Origin of the sequence: Novipirellula methanifontis, assembly GCF_052161655.1 — a bacterium.
GTDB lineage: Bacteria > Planctomycetota > Planctomycetia > Pirellulales > Pirellulaceae > Novipirellula.
Map to the genome: position 1 here is coordinate 6,418,250 of NZ_CP197418.1, position 17,492 is coordinate 6,435,741.

At 54.2% G+C, this 17,492-nt stretch carries 14 protein-coding genes; 7 read left to right on the top strand and 7 right to left on the bottom strand.

Features of this window, described 5'->3' with window-relative positions; genetic code table 11:
- The first annotated feature begins 31 nt into the window (after nucleotides 1–31).
- Complete coding sequence (locus SH528x_RS23150; protein WP_442505819.1) at nucleotides 32–1,276, top strand: AI-2E family transporter; 1,245 nt, start codon at nucleotides 32–34, stop codon at nucleotides 1,274–1,276.
- A 93-nt stretch (nucleotides 1,277–1,369) separates the two neighbouring features.
- Nucleotides 1,370–2,734, top strand: a complete 1,365-nt coding sequence (locus SH528x_RS23155) for a hypothetical protein (RefSeq protein ID WP_442505820.1) — start codon at nucleotides 1,370–1,372, stop codon at nucleotides 2,732–2,734.
- A gap of 102 nt (nucleotides 2,735–2,836) precedes the next feature.
- On the opposite strand, the gene SH528x_RS23160 is transcribed toward SH528x_RS23155, so the two are convergent.
- The 3 genes from SH528x_RS23160 to SH528x_RS23170 form a co-directional block, all read right to left on the bottom strand.
- Nucleotides 2,837–3,319 carry a hypothetical protein gene (locus SH528x_RS23160; RefSeq protein WP_442505821.1) on the bottom strand — a complete coding sequence of 161 codons (483 nt, stop codon included), beginning with the start codon at nucleotides 3,317–3,319 and terminating at the stop codon, nucleotides 2,837–2,839.
- A 145-nt stretch (nucleotides 3,320–3,464) separates the two neighbouring features.
- Nucleotides 3,465–3,716, bottom strand: a complete 252-nt coding sequence (locus SH528x_RS23165; RefSeq protein WP_442505822.1) for a hypothetical protein — start codon at nucleotides 3,714–3,716, stop codon at nucleotides 3,465–3,467.
- A gap of 227 nt (nucleotides 3,717–3,943) precedes the next feature.
- Nucleotides 3,944–4,552, bottom strand: a complete 609-nt coding sequence (locus tag SH528x_RS23170) for a PDZ domain-containing protein (RefSeq protein ID WP_442505823.1) — start codon at nucleotides 4,550–4,552, stop codon at nucleotides 3,944–3,946.
- Nucleotides 4,553–4,945: 393 nt separating this feature from the next.
- Here SH528x_RS23170 and SH528x_RS23175 point away from each other — a divergent pair, with 393 nt between their 5' ends.
- The 4 genes from SH528x_RS23175 to SH528x_RS23190 all read left to right on the top strand — a co-directional run bounded on the left by SH528x_RS23175 (nucleotide 4,946) and on the right by SH528x_RS23190 (nucleotide 9,693).
- Nucleotides 4,946–5,536 carry a peroxiredoxin gene (locus tag SH528x_RS23175; RefSeq protein WP_442505824.1) on the top strand — a complete coding sequence of 197 codons (591 nt, stop codon included), beginning with the start codon at nucleotides 4,946–4,948 and terminating at the stop codon, nucleotides 5,534–5,536.
- Nucleotides 5,537–5,745: 209 nt separating this feature from the next.
- Nucleotides 5,746–7,029, top strand: coding sequence for a Gfo/Idh/MocA family protein (locus SH528x_RS23180; protein WP_442505825.1), 1,284 nt, complete (start codon nucleotides 5,746–5,748; stop codon nucleotides 7,027–7,029).
- 157 nt (nucleotides 7,030–7,186) lie between these two features.
- Nucleotides 7,187–8,188 (top strand): Gfo/Idh/MocA family protein, encoded by a 1,002-nt coding sequence (locus tag SH528x_RS23185; protein WP_442505826.1) that lies wholly within the window; start codon nucleotides 7,187–7,189, stop codon nucleotides 8,186–8,188.
- Between the two features lie 149 nt (nucleotides 8,189–8,337).
- A complete protein-coding gene (locus SH528x_RS23190) occupies nucleotides 8,338–9,693 on the top strand; it encodes a transposase (protein WP_442505827.1) in 1,356 nt (451 codons plus the stop codon).
- 655 nt (nucleotides 9,694–10,348) lie between these two features.
- Here SH528x_RS23190 and SH528x_RS23195 read toward each other — a convergent pair.
- From SH528x_RS23195 to SH528x_RS23210, 4 genes are all read right to left on the bottom strand, one after another.
- Entirely contained in the window at nucleotides 10,349–12,124 is a 1,776-nt protein-coding gene (locus SH528x_RS23195; protein ID WP_442505828.1) for a SulP family inorganic anion transporter, read from the bottom strand.
- A 483-nt stretch (nucleotides 12,125–12,607) separates the two neighbouring features.
- Nucleotides 12,608–13,030, bottom strand: a complete 423-nt coding sequence (locus tag SH528x_RS23200; RefSeq protein ID WP_442505829.1) for an STAS domain-containing protein — start codon at nucleotides 13,028–13,030, stop codon at nucleotides 12,608–12,610.
- 204 nt (nucleotides 13,031–13,234) lie between these two features.
- Nucleotides 13,235–13,453: a hypothetical protein gene (locus tag SH528x_RS23205; protein WP_442505830.1), complete on the bottom strand. Its 219-nt coding sequence runs from the start codon at nucleotides 13,451–13,453 to the stop codon at nucleotides 13,235–13,237.
- 60 nt (nucleotides 13,454–13,513) lie between these two features.
- Complete coding sequence (locus tag SH528x_RS23210) at nucleotides 13,514–16,300, bottom strand: hypothetical protein (RefSeq protein ID WP_442505831.1); 2,787 nt, start codon at nucleotides 16,298–16,300, stop codon at nucleotides 13,514–13,516.
- Between the two features lie 413 nt (nucleotides 16,301–16,713).
- Between SH528x_RS23210 and SH528x_RS23215 the strand changes: the two genes are divergently transcribed.
- Entirely contained in the window at nucleotides 16,714–17,004 is a 291-nt protein-coding gene (locus tag SH528x_RS23215; RefSeq protein ID WP_442505832.1) for a transcriptional regulator, read from the top strand.
- Nucleotides 17,005–17,492: the final 488 nt, after the last annotated feature.

The window sequence follows — 17,492 nt, forward strand, 5'->3', positions numbered from 1 at the left end:
CCCTGACGCAGATATGTCTGCAAGAACAAAGATGCATCGAACACAAACCATCTGCTTGATCATCCTGGCGACCATTGCTGTCGGTTTTAGTCTGGCGTATTTGAAAACGGTGTTGCTGCCTTTCATCATCGCTGTTTTCATCGTGATCGGTTGCCGGCCGGTGCTGGAGTTCGTTGAACGCAAATTGCGATTGCATCGATTCCTGGCGTTTCTCGTTACGTTTTCAGTGGGCGGGTGCTTGCTGGCTGCGTTTGCGCTTTTGACATGGGTATCGATCGTTGACCTGGCGGCAAACTCGGCGGCCTATGAGCAACGCTTGAACAAGATCGCGGTTTGGCTCGTCGATTACCTGCCGGACGCGATAAGCCCTGACACTCCAAATTCGGATCCCGAAGTACCCGCTGTTACGAAACGCGTCGATGCGATTGTTCCGTCGCCCGTCATCGAGCTTGATGCTAACGCTATTGAAAACGAAACCGTGCTTCGACTGGATGACTCGGTTGTTACAGAAGACGGATCGGTTGAAGGAAATGTGTCCAACGAGGCGTTTGCCGACGCTGTCGTCGTGACTCGCGATCCTTCGGCGGCACTACAGAAGCTCGTTGCCGAGTCATCGCGGTTCGTTCAAGGCTACATCATCGGCGTTGCCAGCGCACTGCCGAATCTAGTTTCGTACACCGCCCTCGTGCTTATCTTCGTCTTCTTCTTGCTGTTGGAAAACACTTCACTGCGACCCAGTGGGGTTTCCGGAAATAGCACAATGCCGATGGGATTGTTGGCGGAAATCGAAGAGCAAGTTCGCAAATACTTGGTGATGAAGACCGCATTGTCCTTGTTGACGGGGTTCGCCTTCGGATTTGTGCTGTGGCTATTTGGTGTGCCACTTGCAATCGTTTTTGGCTTTATGGCGTTTCTGCTCAACTACATTCCCAACATCGGGCCGCTACTTGCCTGTCTGTTGCCGGTCCCATTTTTGATGCTCAGCGCCGACATCTCGCCGGTTGCCGCGATCACTTGTTTTGTCTTGATCTCCACAATTCAATTTATCAGCGGCAACGTGATCGAGCAGCGGATGATGGGCAAATCATTTGACGTCAGCCCTATTGTATTATTGTTGGGATTGATTCTTTTCGGATTAATCTGGGGGATTGTAGGAATGTTCCTAGCGACTCCCATTGTTTCCATCTTGAAGATCGTGTTGCAGCAAAGCGAGTCAGGGAAACCCATTGCTGAGTTGATGGCGGGGCGGTTTGACCGCGTAAATGGAATTGTCTGATTTGATGGTGAAATTCAAAGCACTGAGCTACGACGAGCACTGGGCTGCAAAAATGATGGAATGCAAGACAAAAGAATGTGATTGTTGATGCTGGTGCAAAGCAGAGACGTTGAAGCCGCCGCGAGCCATCCAGAGTCCAATCGTGAAGGCGCGGTCGCGGTTTTGCTAACCACCTTGAACGTGGTCGGCGTCCTGGTTGGCTATATGATCACCGTGGCGTTGGCGCGGCTATTGCCGCAGGACGAGTTCGAACAATACATCGGCGCCATCGCAACACTTGGCTTGCTTGTTTCGCTTGGCGAGGCGGGCTTTGGTAAATACGGACTTCGAATAGTGCCAGTGTACGTGGCTGGCGCGCAACCGAGTCCGTTGCGAGGTTACATCCGGTTTGCCTTTTGGGGCACGCTGTTGATGAGTCTATTTGTCGGCGTGCTGGTCGCCGCGATCGAGATTCCTGTGCTCGACGAAAGCCATCGCAACGTAATGTTCCTAGCGATTGTCTCGTTACCGATCGTGGCAGCAGCCGGCGTCGCAATTGATTTATTGATGGCGTTTCAGATGGCGACCCGGGCCACGCTGATTTCGCGCGTGTTGGTACCCGTAACAACGTTGTCATTGATCGGTGTCACTGCGATCGAGGCGGGGATCACTCCGTTCCGAGCCGTGCTCTGCTTTTGCATTGGCAGCAGCGTGGGGCTGATCGTCGCGTTGTCATTGGTGATCAGTCGGTCGAGACGTTTTGCCGACAAGCCAACGAATATTGCAGTCTTTTCCGCGTGGGCGAGCGATAGTTTTTCCTACTTGGTGTTTTATGCACTGATCTCGTGGCTATTTCGTGCCACGCTGGTCTTGGCCTATCACGTGCCCCATCAAGTTAACCAAGTCGCTATTTTGGCGCCCGCCTTTGAAACCGGTTGCTTGATTTTGATTCTCGCCAAGGCGACCGACAAGTACTTTCAGCCGACGATCGCGTTGGGGATCGAAACAGCTCAGTGGAATCGGCTGACGGAAATGGGCAGGACGCGGCTATGGGTGATTAGCACCGGCGTGATCATTTTCTTAGCGACAGTATTTCTTGCAGGTGATGAAATTCTGATGCTGTATGGAGAGCGGTTTGCCGCGAGCTACGTTCCGCTGTGCATCGTGGCGTTTGGATCAAGTGTCTGGACGCTGTTCTCGCTCTCACCCACGTTTCTGCTCTTTGCGGGCGAGCGTCGGACGCTGCTGTCCCTGCTCTGCATCCACGCGGTCGCACTTGTCGTGCTGCTGGTTTTGTTTTTCGAAGCGTTCGGAGCCTCGGGAGCGGCGGCAGCTTACGCGATTTCAATCAGTTCGTTTGCGATTTCGAACCTGTTGTTTGCGAACCGGCATTTTCGCAAGTTAAGATCGCAAAGCGCAGGTCAGGCAAGCGATGTTGTAGAAAGTGCTAAACGCAGCAATGACGCCCAAAACGCATAAGCGGGGGCGAGGTCACGAGTCTATCCACGCAAAGAACTAACAAGGGACTCGTAGCCTCGTCCACTACGGTAGAGTTTTATCTGCCGCTCGCCTAACGATCTCTTATCGTTGCGGCGCGTACGGTGGCTGGCCGTATTGTGGATAGTCAACCGGTTGTTGGCCGTAGGGGCGAGTACTTGGCGGCGTTGGGTAGTTAGATTGCGATCCATAATTCGCGGGCGGCCCATTTTCGTAGCCGTTGTAGGGAGCATTCGCCGGGTAGTTGCTTTGCGGCGGCGGGTTGCTGTAGCGTGGATCCGTGGGGGAGTTGTAATCGTTGTAGCCAACGGGATAGGTGCCATCTTGGTTGGGAAAGGCGCCATCGTTGTAATTGTCTTGCGTTTGATCCGCAGCGGCATTGGACGAATTTTGTGCATCGCGGCGATCTAAAATTTCACGCCCCCTCTCTATCGCACGCCGCGCATCTTCTCGAATTTCAGCCCGGTTGATGTCAATTCGTGTGTGTTCGCCGTCGCGTTGGATTTGAAACCAGCCCGCCATCGATGCAGCAGCCAATAACATTGCGATGATAATGATATTTCGCATTTGCGAATCCGTTCTGATAGGAAATTCAGTGATTGCCTTTGTTGTCTCAATTTATTGCCCAGTTGTCTCAACTTTTTGACAGTAGAGCGAGATCAGTTTTAGGAAAGGGGAAATCTGGATTGCGATTGATAGCAATGGATTTCTGTCACATCATGATATCGAGATAGCCAGCAGCCAGTTGTTGTTGCAGTTCAACGGCCTTATTGACAAGTTCGACGGCGGTGTTGGCCGGCGTGTTCACCACAGGGGGGCGACCGGAGGGCAGCGAATCGGAGACGCGGTCGTCACTACGCTGCGTTAAACGGCTCTTTGACTGATCCTGGACCTCCGATACATGTGGCGGAGGAGATTCCAAGATAGCGAGAGGGCGATGAGAAAGCCCGAAAGAATCGACCATGACAGCACACGAAAAGTATGAGGATCATCGCCGGCCGTGATGCGGCCGAAGATGCGAAAACCTGCCCAACTGTGTCTGGGTTTCGCTGCCCCCGTCATGTCACGTCGTTCTCGAAATTAGCTTGAATCGACGTGATTCGTTAACCCGTATTCAAACTCTAGCTCACCCTTTCAGAGGGCGCAGCAAAAAAATGCAAAAAGAGTATTGAATGCCGTCCAACGCTTCGGTCACTTGTCCTTCACCGGTGCAGGCAATTCAAGGAAAATGACCTTGGGCTGTGCCAAAGATACGTCGAATGTTTTTATCCACGGCGTCCTTGTGCTGCTCCCTACCGTTGTCGACGCTCCTTCATACTGGACCTTCAGCTTGACCGTGTCACTCGAAGTCCGCGACGCAATAATGCGTTTCAGTTCATTCGTGCTATTCACCGGCTGGTTGTCGACAGCAACGATCAAGCCTCCAGCTTTGACACCCGCCACCGCGGCACCGCTATCGGGATAAACTCGATTGATTATGGCCCGCTGAGCATTGACGTTGACGCCCAACCGCGGTCGGGTCGCATCGGACGTGGTCTTGGCCTGCGTTGCCTGGTTCTGCGGGGACACCGTGGGCGTGGCGATTTTTGTGGATGTGCTTTTGGGCGGCGGCAACGTCCCTTCCATCACTGTCGCATCCTTTGCCGCCGAATCCTGCTGGTGCTCGCTCGACGCGATTGCGACGGGCACGGCCGTTGCCGGCGGTACTTGGTCGTCCCCCCGAAGCGAGGTCGTGCCTGCAAACTGGAAAAATACGACGGTAGCAGCCAACTGGGCAACAATGTGTGAGACGCGTTTCATTTCAGCAAATCTCCCCCTGAAGCAACTTCGCAATCAAAACGCATTGGCGAAGCCACTAGGCTTGGTCCTGTTTCACTCCCAAGTCTAATCGATCTAAACCGCTGGCCATGGCAATAGTGAACGAAATCGTCGCTGAATTTGCGATTTTGGCCCGCAAAAACGAAGCTCGCTTTCGTGGTGGAGTCGTGACACATGTGTACGCAACGATTTGGCGGCCAACCTGGGCGCGGTACATACGTCAAAATTTCCGCTGCGATAGCGGGATGGCAAAAACAGTCGTCCGTCACGAAGTCTGGCAATGAATTCCAATTGAACACACGCCCTCGCTGAGATCGTCTACAATTTACGGAACCATTGGACAACCTACCCAAAATCTATAGAAGAGATATTCCCATGTTTCGAACCGCTGTTGTGTGTTGTGGCCTCTTGCTTGTCAGCGTGCTGATCCCGAGTGCGGTTTCGGCGGCCGAGCAAGGCGGATCTGTTGCCGTTGGCGACAATGCTCCCGAATTTTCTGTCCAAGATGACAAAGGTAACCCCTGGAAATCGGAGGATCATTTTGGCAAGAAAATTGTCGTGCTTTACTTTTACCCTGCGGACATGACAGGCGGTTGCACCGCACAAGCGTGTGGTTACCGCGATACTTTGGCGGACCTCACATCCCAAGATGTCGAAGTGGTCGGGATCAGTGGCGACTCGGTTGAGAATCACCAATGGTTCAAGAAAGCTCACCAGCTAAACTTTCCACTGTTGGCCGACACCGATGGTAAGGTGGCAGAAAAGTTTGGTGTTCCGATCACTCGCGGATCAAAATCAGTCAAGGCCATGATCGATGGCAGCGAGCGAATTTTGAATCGCGACGTAACGGCGAAACGATGGACGTTTGTTATCGATCGTGATGGAAAGGTCGCCTACAAAGACGACAAGGTCCAAGCAAAACAAGACCCCACCAAAATTCTTGACGTCGTCAAAAAACTTAAGTAACACGCGATTGTGTAATCAAGATTCGCCTCAGGCGAGTCTCCTTCCCATCTTTGGTTTGGACAATCTGAGCCGTCGGCGATAGCCGCGGGCATGTTTCAACGATATTGACGGGCCCGCAGCTAGCGCCGTCGGCTCAAAGAATGGGCCGCTTAGCGCTGCCCTGCCCACCCCACTTCCCACCTGTTTTAATTCCCACCTGAGAGGTCTCTATGAATGATCGACGCTTGTTTTTAAAGTCAACGGCTGCCGCAGCGGTCGTCTCGGCGACTGCGACAAAGACGCTCACAGCGCAAGACGCCAGCCCCAGTGAAACGGTGTCACTCGGCGTGATGGGAGTCAACGGTCGCGGCAGTGCAATCATATCCGGGATGCTTGCTCTGCCGAATACTCGTGTCGATTTCATTTGTGATGTCGATTCACGAGCTGCGGATCGCGCGGCCGAGATGGTCGCCGCCAAACAACAGCATCGCCCGAAAATTGTCACCGATTTTCGGCATATCCTGGATGACAAAAACGTCGATGCTCTTGTCGTTGCGGCGCCGAACCATTGGCACGCTCCGGCGACCATCCTCGGATGCGACGCTGGGAAACACGTCTACGTTGAAAAACCTTGTAGCGGTACCGCTGCCGAAGGCGAGTGGGCACTTGCTGCGGCACGCCGAAACAAACGCGTCGTGCAAATGGGAACCCAACGTCGCAGCTGGCCTGCACTCATCGAGGCGGTCACAAAAATTCACGCGGGCGAAATCGGCGACGTGCTCTATGCTCGCTCGTGGTACAACAATCGACGAGCTTCGATTGGCAAAGGAAAACCGGCCCCCACGCCTGATTGGTTGGATTGGGATCTATGGCAAGGCTCCGCACCTCGCCGCGAATTCAAAGACAACGTCGTCCATTACAATTGGCACTGGCATTGGCATTGGGGCAATGGCGAAATGGGCAACAACGGCGTCCATGGATTGGACGTCGCTCGCTGGGCTCTCGGAGTCACCTTCCCGACACGTGTTACCGCGGGTGGCGGAAAATATCGTCACGACGATGACCAGGAAACGCCTGACACGATGATGGCCACCTTCGATTTCCCCGAAGGCAAGACGATCACCTGGGAAGGCCTTAGTTGGTCGCCGCTTGGGCCACACGACACCGGATTTGGCATCAGTATCCATGGCACCAATGGATCCGTCGTGATGCGTGGCGCCGGGTACACGATCTATGACATGAAGGGTAAAGAGGTCTCGACCAATACCGGACCTGCCGGTGATCCAGATCACTTCACCGATTTCTTGACCGCAGTGCGTTCGCCTCGACGTACGAACGCAGACATCGAAGAGGCTCATCGCAGTACGTTGTTGTGCCACCTAGGCAATATTGCGTTTCGCACTTCGACGGTCCTGCAAACCGATCCTACCAACGGTCACATCCAAAGCAACGACGAAGCGAATAAGCTTTGGAGTCGCGAGTATGCCAAGGGCTGGGAACCTCGGAAAGCCTAGGCCGGTTGGCACCACCGGATCCAAGTCATCTTCTATTTCGCGGACGCTTGCGGTTGATCGTCACCGCACGCGTTTCCGCGTCGCGACCAATCCTGGTTGCACCCATTCGTAATTGCGCTGCTGCGCAGTCCCACCTCACACCACAAAAGAAACACAAATGAGAATATCCATCTGTATCGCAGCGATGTTGTTTTCCACCCTCGCCGCTAACGCCGAAGACACGCTTCGCATCGGCATTATTGGCTTAGACACATCACACGCCATTGCATTTACGAAAGAATTCAATCAAGAATCCGCAGCGGCGGAATTGGCGAACTGTCGCGTTGTCGCTGCCTACCCCTACGGCAGTCGCGATATCGAATCGAGTTCGAGTCGCATCCCTGGCTATACCAAGACGGTGCAAGACATGGGAGTCGAGATTGTCGATTCGATCGACGCATTGCTTAGTCAAGTCGATTGTGTGCTGCTTGAGACAAACGACGGTAAACCTCACCTAGAGCAAGCACTCAAGGTGTTCAAAGCTGGCAAACCGGTCTTCATCGACAAGCCGGTGGGTTCAAACCTAAGCGAAGTCGTGGCGATCTATCGTGCGGCCAAAGAACATAACGTGCCGATGTTTTCAAGTTCATCGCTGCGTTACATCAGCGGGATCGATGCGATCAAATCACCTGCATTCGGCAAGGTGCTCGGCTGCCAAACGTACAGCCCGTGTTCGCTTGAACCCTCTCATACCGATCTCTATTGGTACGGTATCCACGGCGTCGAAGCTTTGTACGCGTGCATGGGAAAAGGCTGCGTAAAAGTGCGGCACGAATCCACACCGCTGGCGGAACTTGCAACCGGACAATGGGATGACCAGCGACTTGCGACGTTTCGCGGAATCAAGTCCGGCAAAAGCGGATACGGAGGAATCGCGTTTGGTGAAAAACAAGTTCAGCCCTTGGGCGATTACGCAGGCTACAAACCGTTGCTTGTTCAAATCGCAACGTTTTTCCGAACGAAAAAGGCTCCGATCGATGCATCGGAAACGATCGAACTCTACGCGTTCATGCAAGCCGCGATGGAGAGCAAGAATCAAGGTGGCCAATACGTGAATATCGCTGACGTTATGGCGAAGGCTGAGAAAGAAGCCGACGCGTTATTGGCGGCTCAACGCTAGAGACGATTGGAACCAACCGAAGTGTGGCTGGCGATTGCACTCGTAGTTGGCTATAGATAGATGGGAGGGCATCTTTAAAAAAAGAGGGGATGCCTCGAAACTGATGTTTCACAAACGTAACTTCCACCAGTGCAACGGAGGTCATCCCCATGCCATCTAAAAGAGCCTATCGTCGTGTTTCTGTCAACCAAATCGAACTCGAGACGCTTCGAGAACTAGCCATTGAGCGAGGAGGTCACGGCACCTCCGTTGGACTCGATGTCGCCAAGGAAGAAATCGTTGTCGTCGTTCGTTGGGGCGACCGCCATTACGAACGTCCCTGGAGTGTGCAAAATCCATTCGAGATTGACACGCTTGTCGAGCGTCTGGTCGTCCTCAAAGGTACGTGTGACAGCCTCTGCATCGGACTCGAATCGACCGGTACGTATAGCGAAGCCGTTCGCCACGCGATGACCCTCGCTGGTTTGGACGTCCACCGTGTTAGCGGCAAGAGCGTCGCGGATTACCAAGAAATCTTTGACGGTGTGCCGAGTCAACACGATGGCAAAGACGCGGCGATGATCGCCGAATTGACCTGCTTCGAAAAAGGAACTCCTTGGCCTTGGCAAGAACCTCGCAAAGACGAACAAGAGATGGGGCATCAGGTCAAACGGCTTGATGCATTTCGCTCGCAAGCGACCCAGTGGTCCGGTCGCATCGAGGGAATGCTGAGCAAGCACTGGCCCGAAGCCACTCGCTTGGTGACGTTGACCAGCGTAACGCTACTGAAGACGCTGCAGCAGTACGGCAGTCCGGCGAAACTGGCATGCGACCCTGATGCCACTGCGAATCTTCGCAAGTTCAGCCGTGGCACCCTGTCTGCCGACAAAATCCAGGGATTGATCGAGTCGGCACGAACGACAGCAGGCATCCCCATGTGTCCAGCTGATATCGATTGGCTGCGTGAGATCGCCAGCGAAACGATCGCGGCACTGGACCAGTGGAACCTGAGCGTCAAGCGACTCGAGCAAATTGCTCGCGAACACGAAACGATAAGTCAGTATGCGGATGTCTTCGGTGCAACGACGCTGTGTGTGGTCTGGGCATGCGTGGGGGATCCACGACGCTATGACAGCAGCGGCGCGTTCCTGAAAGCTCTTGGGTTGAACCTGATGGAACAGAGCAGTGGCAAGCGAAAAGGAGAGTTGGCGATCACCAAACGAGGTCCCAGTCTGGTGAGAAAGCACCTGTATTTCTTGGCGCTGCGAGCAGTACAACGCAAGGAACTGGAGAACTGGTACAAGACTTTCCAGAAGGTTGGCAAGAGCGAAGGGAAGGCGAGTGAACATCGCAAGATGAAAGGTTTGGTCGCGCTAATGCGTAAGCTCAGTCGCTCATTCTGGTTCGTAGTCCAGCACGACTTGGAGTTCGACTACGCGAAAGTGTTCCCAGGTAAACCGCTTGAAAAGCGGACGGCTCGTCGTCGTCGACGCCGAAGCAAGAAGTCTTCGGGCCGAGCAGCTTAACCCCACCAAGTGAGCGTCCAGGAAATTGGCTCCCATCCGTTTACAAGATTCCTGCTGAGTTATGTCCGCGATTCTTTTACGAACAAAGTCACATCACCAATGAAGGAGTTCCGAGCCCTGGATTGACTGTGAATCAGCTGTTTGTTTGGGGACGACCTTTTTTCCGGCCAGAGGTTCCGCTTTAAAGCGAGACTCATCTGTAGTATCAAGGCGTCCCCGAACACGGTTCTGAAAGCAATCTTCGATGAAGCCAATTCACTGCCCAGCGTCGAGGGACTGGTATCTTTTCACTCGATGCCACTCCGCTTGGGACAGTCGAGGTAAAAGGTTGAAGTCATTTCAGACATATCCCGTGAGACAATCGGCAATCGCAATCAACGTTCCGCTCCCCCCCTGCCGAGCACCGCACCGCATCCTCCGCACGACAGCGCTCCAGCGTTTTTGAAAATGCCTCAAAAACGACCGATCTTGGTGCGCAAAGACACCATCAACCCGGCGAAAAAAAATGCATTTGACAAACCTAGAAAAGGCCGGATCGCAGTAATGCGTAGATCCGGCACGGCGTTGGTTTCGAACGTGAATTCACCTTCGGTCGCCGGGTCTGCGTCGCGTTAGAGCGACTTGAACCGGCCTACGGAAAAGGACTTGATCCGGTCTAACCCAAGCGGTCGGTTGCGACGTGATACTGTGGGTCTTCGGACAAGTTGACTTCGACAAAGTCGCCTGCGCGATCGAGTAGGTCGCGGCACTCGGCGCTGAGGTGCGTCAGGTGCAGACGTTTGCCAAGTGACTCGTACTTGTCGGCCAGCGTGTTGATCGCCTCGAGTCCCGATTGGTCATAAACACGCGAGTAGTAAAAGTCGATGACAACATCGTCGGGATCGTTCGCAGGATCGAACAGGTCTTTGAACGACGAGACCGACGCAAAGAATAGGGGGCCATGCAGTTGGTAGATCTTGCTGCCAAATTCATTCGTAGTGATGTCGGCACCGAGGTTCGCGGCATGTTTCCAGGCGAACACGACGGCAGAAACGATGACGCCCAAGATCACTGCGGTTGCCAAGTCATGCATGAGAACGGTGTAACCGGCAACCAGCAGCATCACGACCATGTCGCTCATCGGCATGCGATGAAACATCTTCAGTGATGCCCATTCGAATGTTCCAATCACGACCATGAACATGACGCCGACGAGCGCGGCCATCGGTATCTGTTCGATCAGCGGTGACAAAAACAGGATGAACATCAACAAGCACACGGCAGCGGTAATTCCGGACAGACGTCCTCGGCCACCCGAGTTCACATTGATCAACGATTGGCCGATCATCGCACAACCGCCCATTCCGCCAAACAGCCCACAAACCACGTTTGCGGCTCCCTGGCCAATGCATTCTCGGTTGCCGCGTCCGCGTGTCTCAGTGATTTCGTCGATCAACGTCAATGTCATCAGCGATTCAATCAACCCGACGCCGGCCAACGTGATCGCAAACGGAAAGATAATCCAAAGTGTCTTGAAACTCAGCGGCGGCATCTCGTAATCGAGAAAGAACAATCGTGGCAGCCCTCCGCTGATCGAGGCTGCTGATTCGCTTTCTTCGCCGTCAGATGCTTCGGCGTTGGTGGCCGCTGCAACTGCGTTGACTGCGTCCACGGGATCGTCTGCTTGAGGCTTCATCGCCACGGTCGAAACATCGTGCGAGTCCGCGTCGGCGGATGCTAACTCTTCCGCTGCTGCCTTGCTCGCCGCGACCGCTTTGGCGCGGGCTTGAGTGTTGAGCATATCACCAACGGTTGCGACCATGTTCTCGCCAGAACCGGACTCGCTTTGAGTCCATTGGTTGATTCCCAGCGACAGGAACGTGACCGTCAAAATCGCTGCCAATGACGATGGGATGGCCTTGGTCATCTTTGGCAACAACCAAATGATTGCCATCGTGAGCGCTACCAACAACAACATAACCACTAGCGGCGTTCCGCTTAGGAAGGCCAATGTCCCGCTGGATCGGTCCAGAGTTTGAAAGCTGCCGAACTGGGCCATGAAAATGACGATCGCTAACCCGTTTACGAATCCAAGCATTACGGAGTGGGGGACCAGTCGAATCAGTTTACCGAGTCGCGCCGTCCCAATCACGATCTGGATAATTCCGCACAGCACCACCGTTGGGAACAGATATTCGATGCCTTGTGTTGCGACCAACGCCACAATGACGACTGCCATTGCTCCGGTGGCTCCGGAAATCATTCCAGGACGTCCGCCGAATGCGGCTGTGATCAAGCCGATGAAAAAGGCTGAATAGAGTCCGATGATCGGGGATACGCCGGCGACGAATGCAAATGCAATCGCTTCGGGGACAAGTGCAAGAGCAACGGTCAAACCCGAGAGCAAGTCATCCTTGGCCGTCGCGGTTCGTGTGCGAAAGAAATTTAGCATGTCAAATCAAGAATCGTTTGTGAACGATCAATTGGATTGGAAAGAGTGTTGAACACCGTCGCAGCAGAGATCCGTGGTGTGATTTAAACCGGGCCGGCGACGAAGTATTAAGTGGCTTTATAGTCGGGGACTATAATCCGCACTGGTTTTGCGTCAATATCGCTTCGCCCACCGTCCATCCGCGTGGAAAACGACGCGATCCTTCCACGCCAAGCCCAGCGTGAAGATCGCCCCCTTTACTTAACCATCGCAGGCGGCATCGGTTCCAAACCAACTCGATCGTCTACGCAGGGGAACGCGATATCCGGCCGAAAGAAAAGTTCAGTATAAAACCAGCTCGCCCACATAATGGGGTCAGCCGAAAAAGCCGGACTGCATTTTCAGGTGGGGGGGCGCAATGATCCCTGCAGCTAGATGAACTGGTGGAACCATTGGGGGCAATCGGCGAAGAAGGTCGTCTGAAAAGAGAAGAGGATGTCGAACTCAGCGACACTCAACTAAGTCTTCGTCGCTGGGGTCCGACCACACGACGTGAAACATTCGTTCGAGTCGCGTTAGCGCGAAGACTTCGCGTACGGTTTCGCCCACTTCGGTCAGGATCAGCTTGACGCCCAATTTGCGAGCCTTGCGATTGATCGAAATCAACTCATTCAGACCCACGCTGCTTAGCCAATCAACGCCCCCTAGGTCCAGTTTCAGCGTCGGGGCGGCGGTGTTCGAACATCGAGGAGCGTCTGTTCGCAGATGCATCCAGCGAAAGAGATCCTCACGTAGCCCTCTCGCAGTTTTGAGAGAGTTTAATTGTTTGGTTGAGCAAGAGATAATTTGCTCGGCCTCAGCATCTTCCAATAGAGAATGATGTTTTTCTTCTGAGGATTTCGGCTCTGAATTTCGCAAATTACTCATACTTCTCTGTGTTTTAGGGCGCAGAGTGAATTTCCAATCACGGTTGAGTGTCCGCTCATGGCAAGTGCGAGTATGCTACCCGATAATAGGATTGATATCAACCAATCGAGAGCACTGCACTCACACCAAGTGGCCCATCGTGCGTTTATACCGGCCACTAATTCATTGGCACCGGTGCAGTATGATGTCACTTGCGTCGGTGCTTTACGCTTTTTGAGGTGCATCGACTTCGTACAAGACGATGATCAACACATCGCTTGCCGCGAAGCTACTCAACGGCCCCCCAGACGAATTTGGCGATGACGACAAATTGCCGGTGATTGAGATGATTCGAGCGCCACTCTTACGCATCCAGCGATTGATCTGATACTCCATGTCCGCCATTTCCGTATCAACGCTCTTGAACATTTTGACTTGATGCATTTGACGTCCTCTTTGTTTTGAAAATCGTTGTTCTGTTCGTAAAGTTAGAAACGTTGCAATTTATTGACGCGACTGGACACGTTCGTCGCTATCGAATGCGGCGGTACTGAGCGGCCGAAAAGGCTTGGGCGGTGGCATTTTCTCAGGCTCCCAAATTCGCAACGTGACTTCGTCGATCATCACTTCGCCATCGCCCATCAATTCGAACATCACGCTGAGTTCGGTTTCTTCGAGCGTTTGGCGATACAAACGAACGGGCGTCCATGCGGATCGGCCACGCACGAGAACTCCCATCTCTTGGCCTCCGATCGAATCATACACCAGCACGCCTTGATGCGGTTGGCCGAAGCCGATCGTTCGTACCAACGCGTCCATTCGCACCGCGGTGTGAGCCGGGACACGGACCGTCGGGCTGCGAATTTGAATCACCGTTCCTTCGTAACCACCAGGCAGCGGATCGTCTGCAATCGACGTTGCGCGTGCCAGCAACGCGCCTGTGCCTGAGTAAGATCCACGGCTGGCGAACACAACTTCACTGTTGGCTCGGCCCTCAAGTCGTTTGCCAAATTTCCAGCGGTCTTCGCTCAGCGCGTCTGCGGTATCAAGCGATCCGGCGATCAATAGGTTGTGACTCCAACCTTTGTCTTGCGTTAACGGATACCATAGCGTTTGCGTGTCTGCTGCGCCGCAATCGATCGGCGGGCAACTGGTGGGCCGCGGCCAATCGGGCATCAATGTTTCGGTCAGTTGCCATTCGCAACGCATTGCCCACGCATCAGCGCGGCGGGCCATCCGCAGCGTGGCATCGGTGTCGCCAGCTCGGTAGAGTGGTTCTGCATCGGCCAGCGTTTTGCCAGCGACCCCCATCAAATCCAGCGGTGCAGGTCGGTTGCCGATTCGAGATGCGGACACCGTTTGCCAGTGAAAGCGAGTTCGGCGGACTAAGTCGCCCGCGAGTTGCCAACGATCCAGTGCGGCTTGGCGTGAAAAGCGTGCCCCCGACTGGTTCAGCGACGCGCCGACACTTGGGTCGCTGCTCATCACGATGATTTCCGCCGCATCTGGCGAGACAATCGAAACGCGTGCTCCGGTGGCCGTGCTTTCAACTGCAAGTCGCTCCGCAGAAAAATGGGTCATTCGCCAAATCGTCTTTTTGGAATCGGTAGGCGATAGCAACAGTTCAAGCGTCTGGCCGTCGCCCGCGAGCACCTCCGTTCCCCGTGACGTTTTCGATGTCAGCAAAATGACTTCGACGTTTTCTTTCGCGAGTCGTGTGCAGAAATAAGGGGCGCCGCCAACTTGAACAGGCGTGACCGGTGTCGCACCGGCAATCCAAGGTTCGAGCATCGCAATCATACGATTGACATAGCTGAGTGCCATCGACCGCTGAGTATCCAGTTCGGTTCCCGAGGCCAACGAGCGTGTCGAGCGGAACACGATCGCTTGAGGTGCCATTGCAAGACTACGTATTGTTTGCAACCACATCGAATGCCAACGAAATCCGGCTGGGGGTGGTGCACCGATCGAATCGGCAATCGCCTCGGTTTGCTGCAGCGTTCGTTCCGCTGGCATGCTCATCACGCCCGCGGCGACTTGAACGCGATCGCCAACGCGTCGAGCAAAGTGTGTCAGCTCGGCCACTTCCTCTTCCGCAGTCAATCCCCGAGCCCGGATCGGCATGTCTTGCACCATCGCGTCCATCATCGTCACATAACGTCGATAACTTTCCGAAGGAGCGCCGACAATCGGTCGTTGCCACGGGCTAGGTAACGCACGTAGTCGACGCGAGGTTAGATCCGCAGCGTCCACTCGCGTCGAATCAAGTGCTTCGTTGTGTCCGATGTACCACGCCGCGACCGGCTGTAGCAACGACTGCAGTGACGGGTCCGGAGCGGATGGTGCCGGAGCGTAGATCGCGACTCGCGTTTGAATCGCTTCATTCAAAATCAAATCGTCCGGAGGTGCCGAAAGTTGAACGGCATCAAATCCTAAAGAGCGAACCCACGCTAACGGTTCTCCATTGTGTTGCAAAATTCGAGTGATCTTGCCGTTTGGAAAAGCGTTTGTACGCTGGGTTTCTGACAAAATCGGTGCGTTTTGGGAATCGATTCGCTTGGCGGCGGCGCGATCCGATTCGTTTGTAGGTTGTGGTGGCAAGGCCGCGCGCGAGACATCGCTGACGCTGACAATCCCATCGACACGCAACTCGTCAAGTCGCAGCGCCGTTACTCCAGTGCCGCTGTAGGCGTTCACGACGACGGCATCGACATACGGATCCTTCAAGTTTGCGTCGGATCCGTGCTCACCACGCAGCGCCATGGTCTTCAGACGCAGCGGGCGTTCAATCATGCCAATTCCGATCGACGAAAACTCACCTGAGTTTTTGTAGCTTGCGCCGTACACAATCACCGAGGCGGGGCGGCGCGAGGGCTCAGGACGCAAGTAGGGAAAACGAACACGAAATCCGATCCGAGCTCCTGGCCTGGCACTCATCACGGAAACGTTCGCAGTCAAGCCATCAATGGGGACGATCGGCTCGATTGGGTAGGCCAATACTACCTCGGTTCCATGCGACGCCGTCATCGTCACGACTTCGCACGCGCGACCGTCGATGCCGCCATCGGCTAAATGCTTGTGCGCGATAATGCGAGCGTCGCAATCCGAGGTGTCCAGGTGCCAACGCGGTGGATAAGCATCAAGAGAATCGTAGAGTTGGGCATGGCAGGGCGGCACGCCTAACGCCAAACCCGCAAACGCAAAAACCAGCCTGCAAAGCACAACGCGCAGGGTTTGCCAGAGCGGATCGACCGACGTTGATTTCAATTCGGATTGCCTCGGCAAAGACATTGATCGTTGACCACAGGGCTCGGATGCGAAACAATCAGCCGCAGTTGCTCGTTCGTTGCTTGCCACAGTGATCTTCTCCTGTGCGACAACCCGCTACCAGCAACTCACAGCCGAGATGTACGGCAAATACGACAACGTGTTGAGAAAAAAACACATCGCGTCGAAAGCCGTCTCTAAAAACGTAAAACGTTTCCATACCAAGATTTAGGGCATCAAGCCAAGAGGAAGTCGGTTGAAAAAATGCAACGTTGCATTTTGACAACGCCCTTGGGTCGATCATTCTAAGTCCTTTGCCGGAAACGCGTTACAATCGAATCAGGACTCTCGGCCAGGGAATCGGCACTTTAGATGCGATGGATAGCAAAGCATTACAAGACACTACTTGCTGATTTCACTCTACGGAGCATACCCGAATGCCTAAGACCATTGGATCGACCAACAAGCTTAACGAAGACACCCCTGTAGAGTTGCAAGAGATGATCAACGCGATCAATTCCCTTCCTGCACGCTACCGCGATGTTGTATCGCCAGCGTTAGAGCGAGTCGTTGAGTGCAGCACCCGCCGCCGACGCATCCTGAACTTGGTTCAAGAAGCGTTGTCGCAGCTTCGCTTGGACATGAAGTATTTGATCTTCGACCTCGAAGCGACACGCCGAGAACGCGACTCGTACCGCGAGCAACTTGAAGAACGCGGCGACGCCTAGAGCCTTGTCCAGACTTAAATGGGGGATCAGCCCGTAGCGGAAGTCGTCAACGGCTTGTTGATTTAGTGAGCCGTGACGCGTGAGCGGCCGGGTCCCACGCATTACCCGGTGCCTTACGGCCCACGGCTCACAGTTGCGATTGGCATTTTGGTTAAATCAACAAGCCGTCAAGACTTTCGGCGAATCCCAGAACAAGGCGAAAATCTTGACGCGGCGACCTTTTCCGGTGGATTGCCGCAATTGCCGTATGAATGTACTCGGGGGTAAACCGAACACTCTCTTTAGCGTGGTGCCCACCCATCCGATTCGACTCTCTCGAATGCCGAATCGCCCGCCAAGTTTGACAGGAGGTTTTCTAAACTATGCGCATTTTCACGTATCGTCGCTCTGGTTTGCCAAGATGATCCGCTACGAAGTCGTAGAATATTGTCCTGACTGGCGTTCTGACCCAAGCTCAATACCCGGGTAGTGGAACTTTCCAACACCCG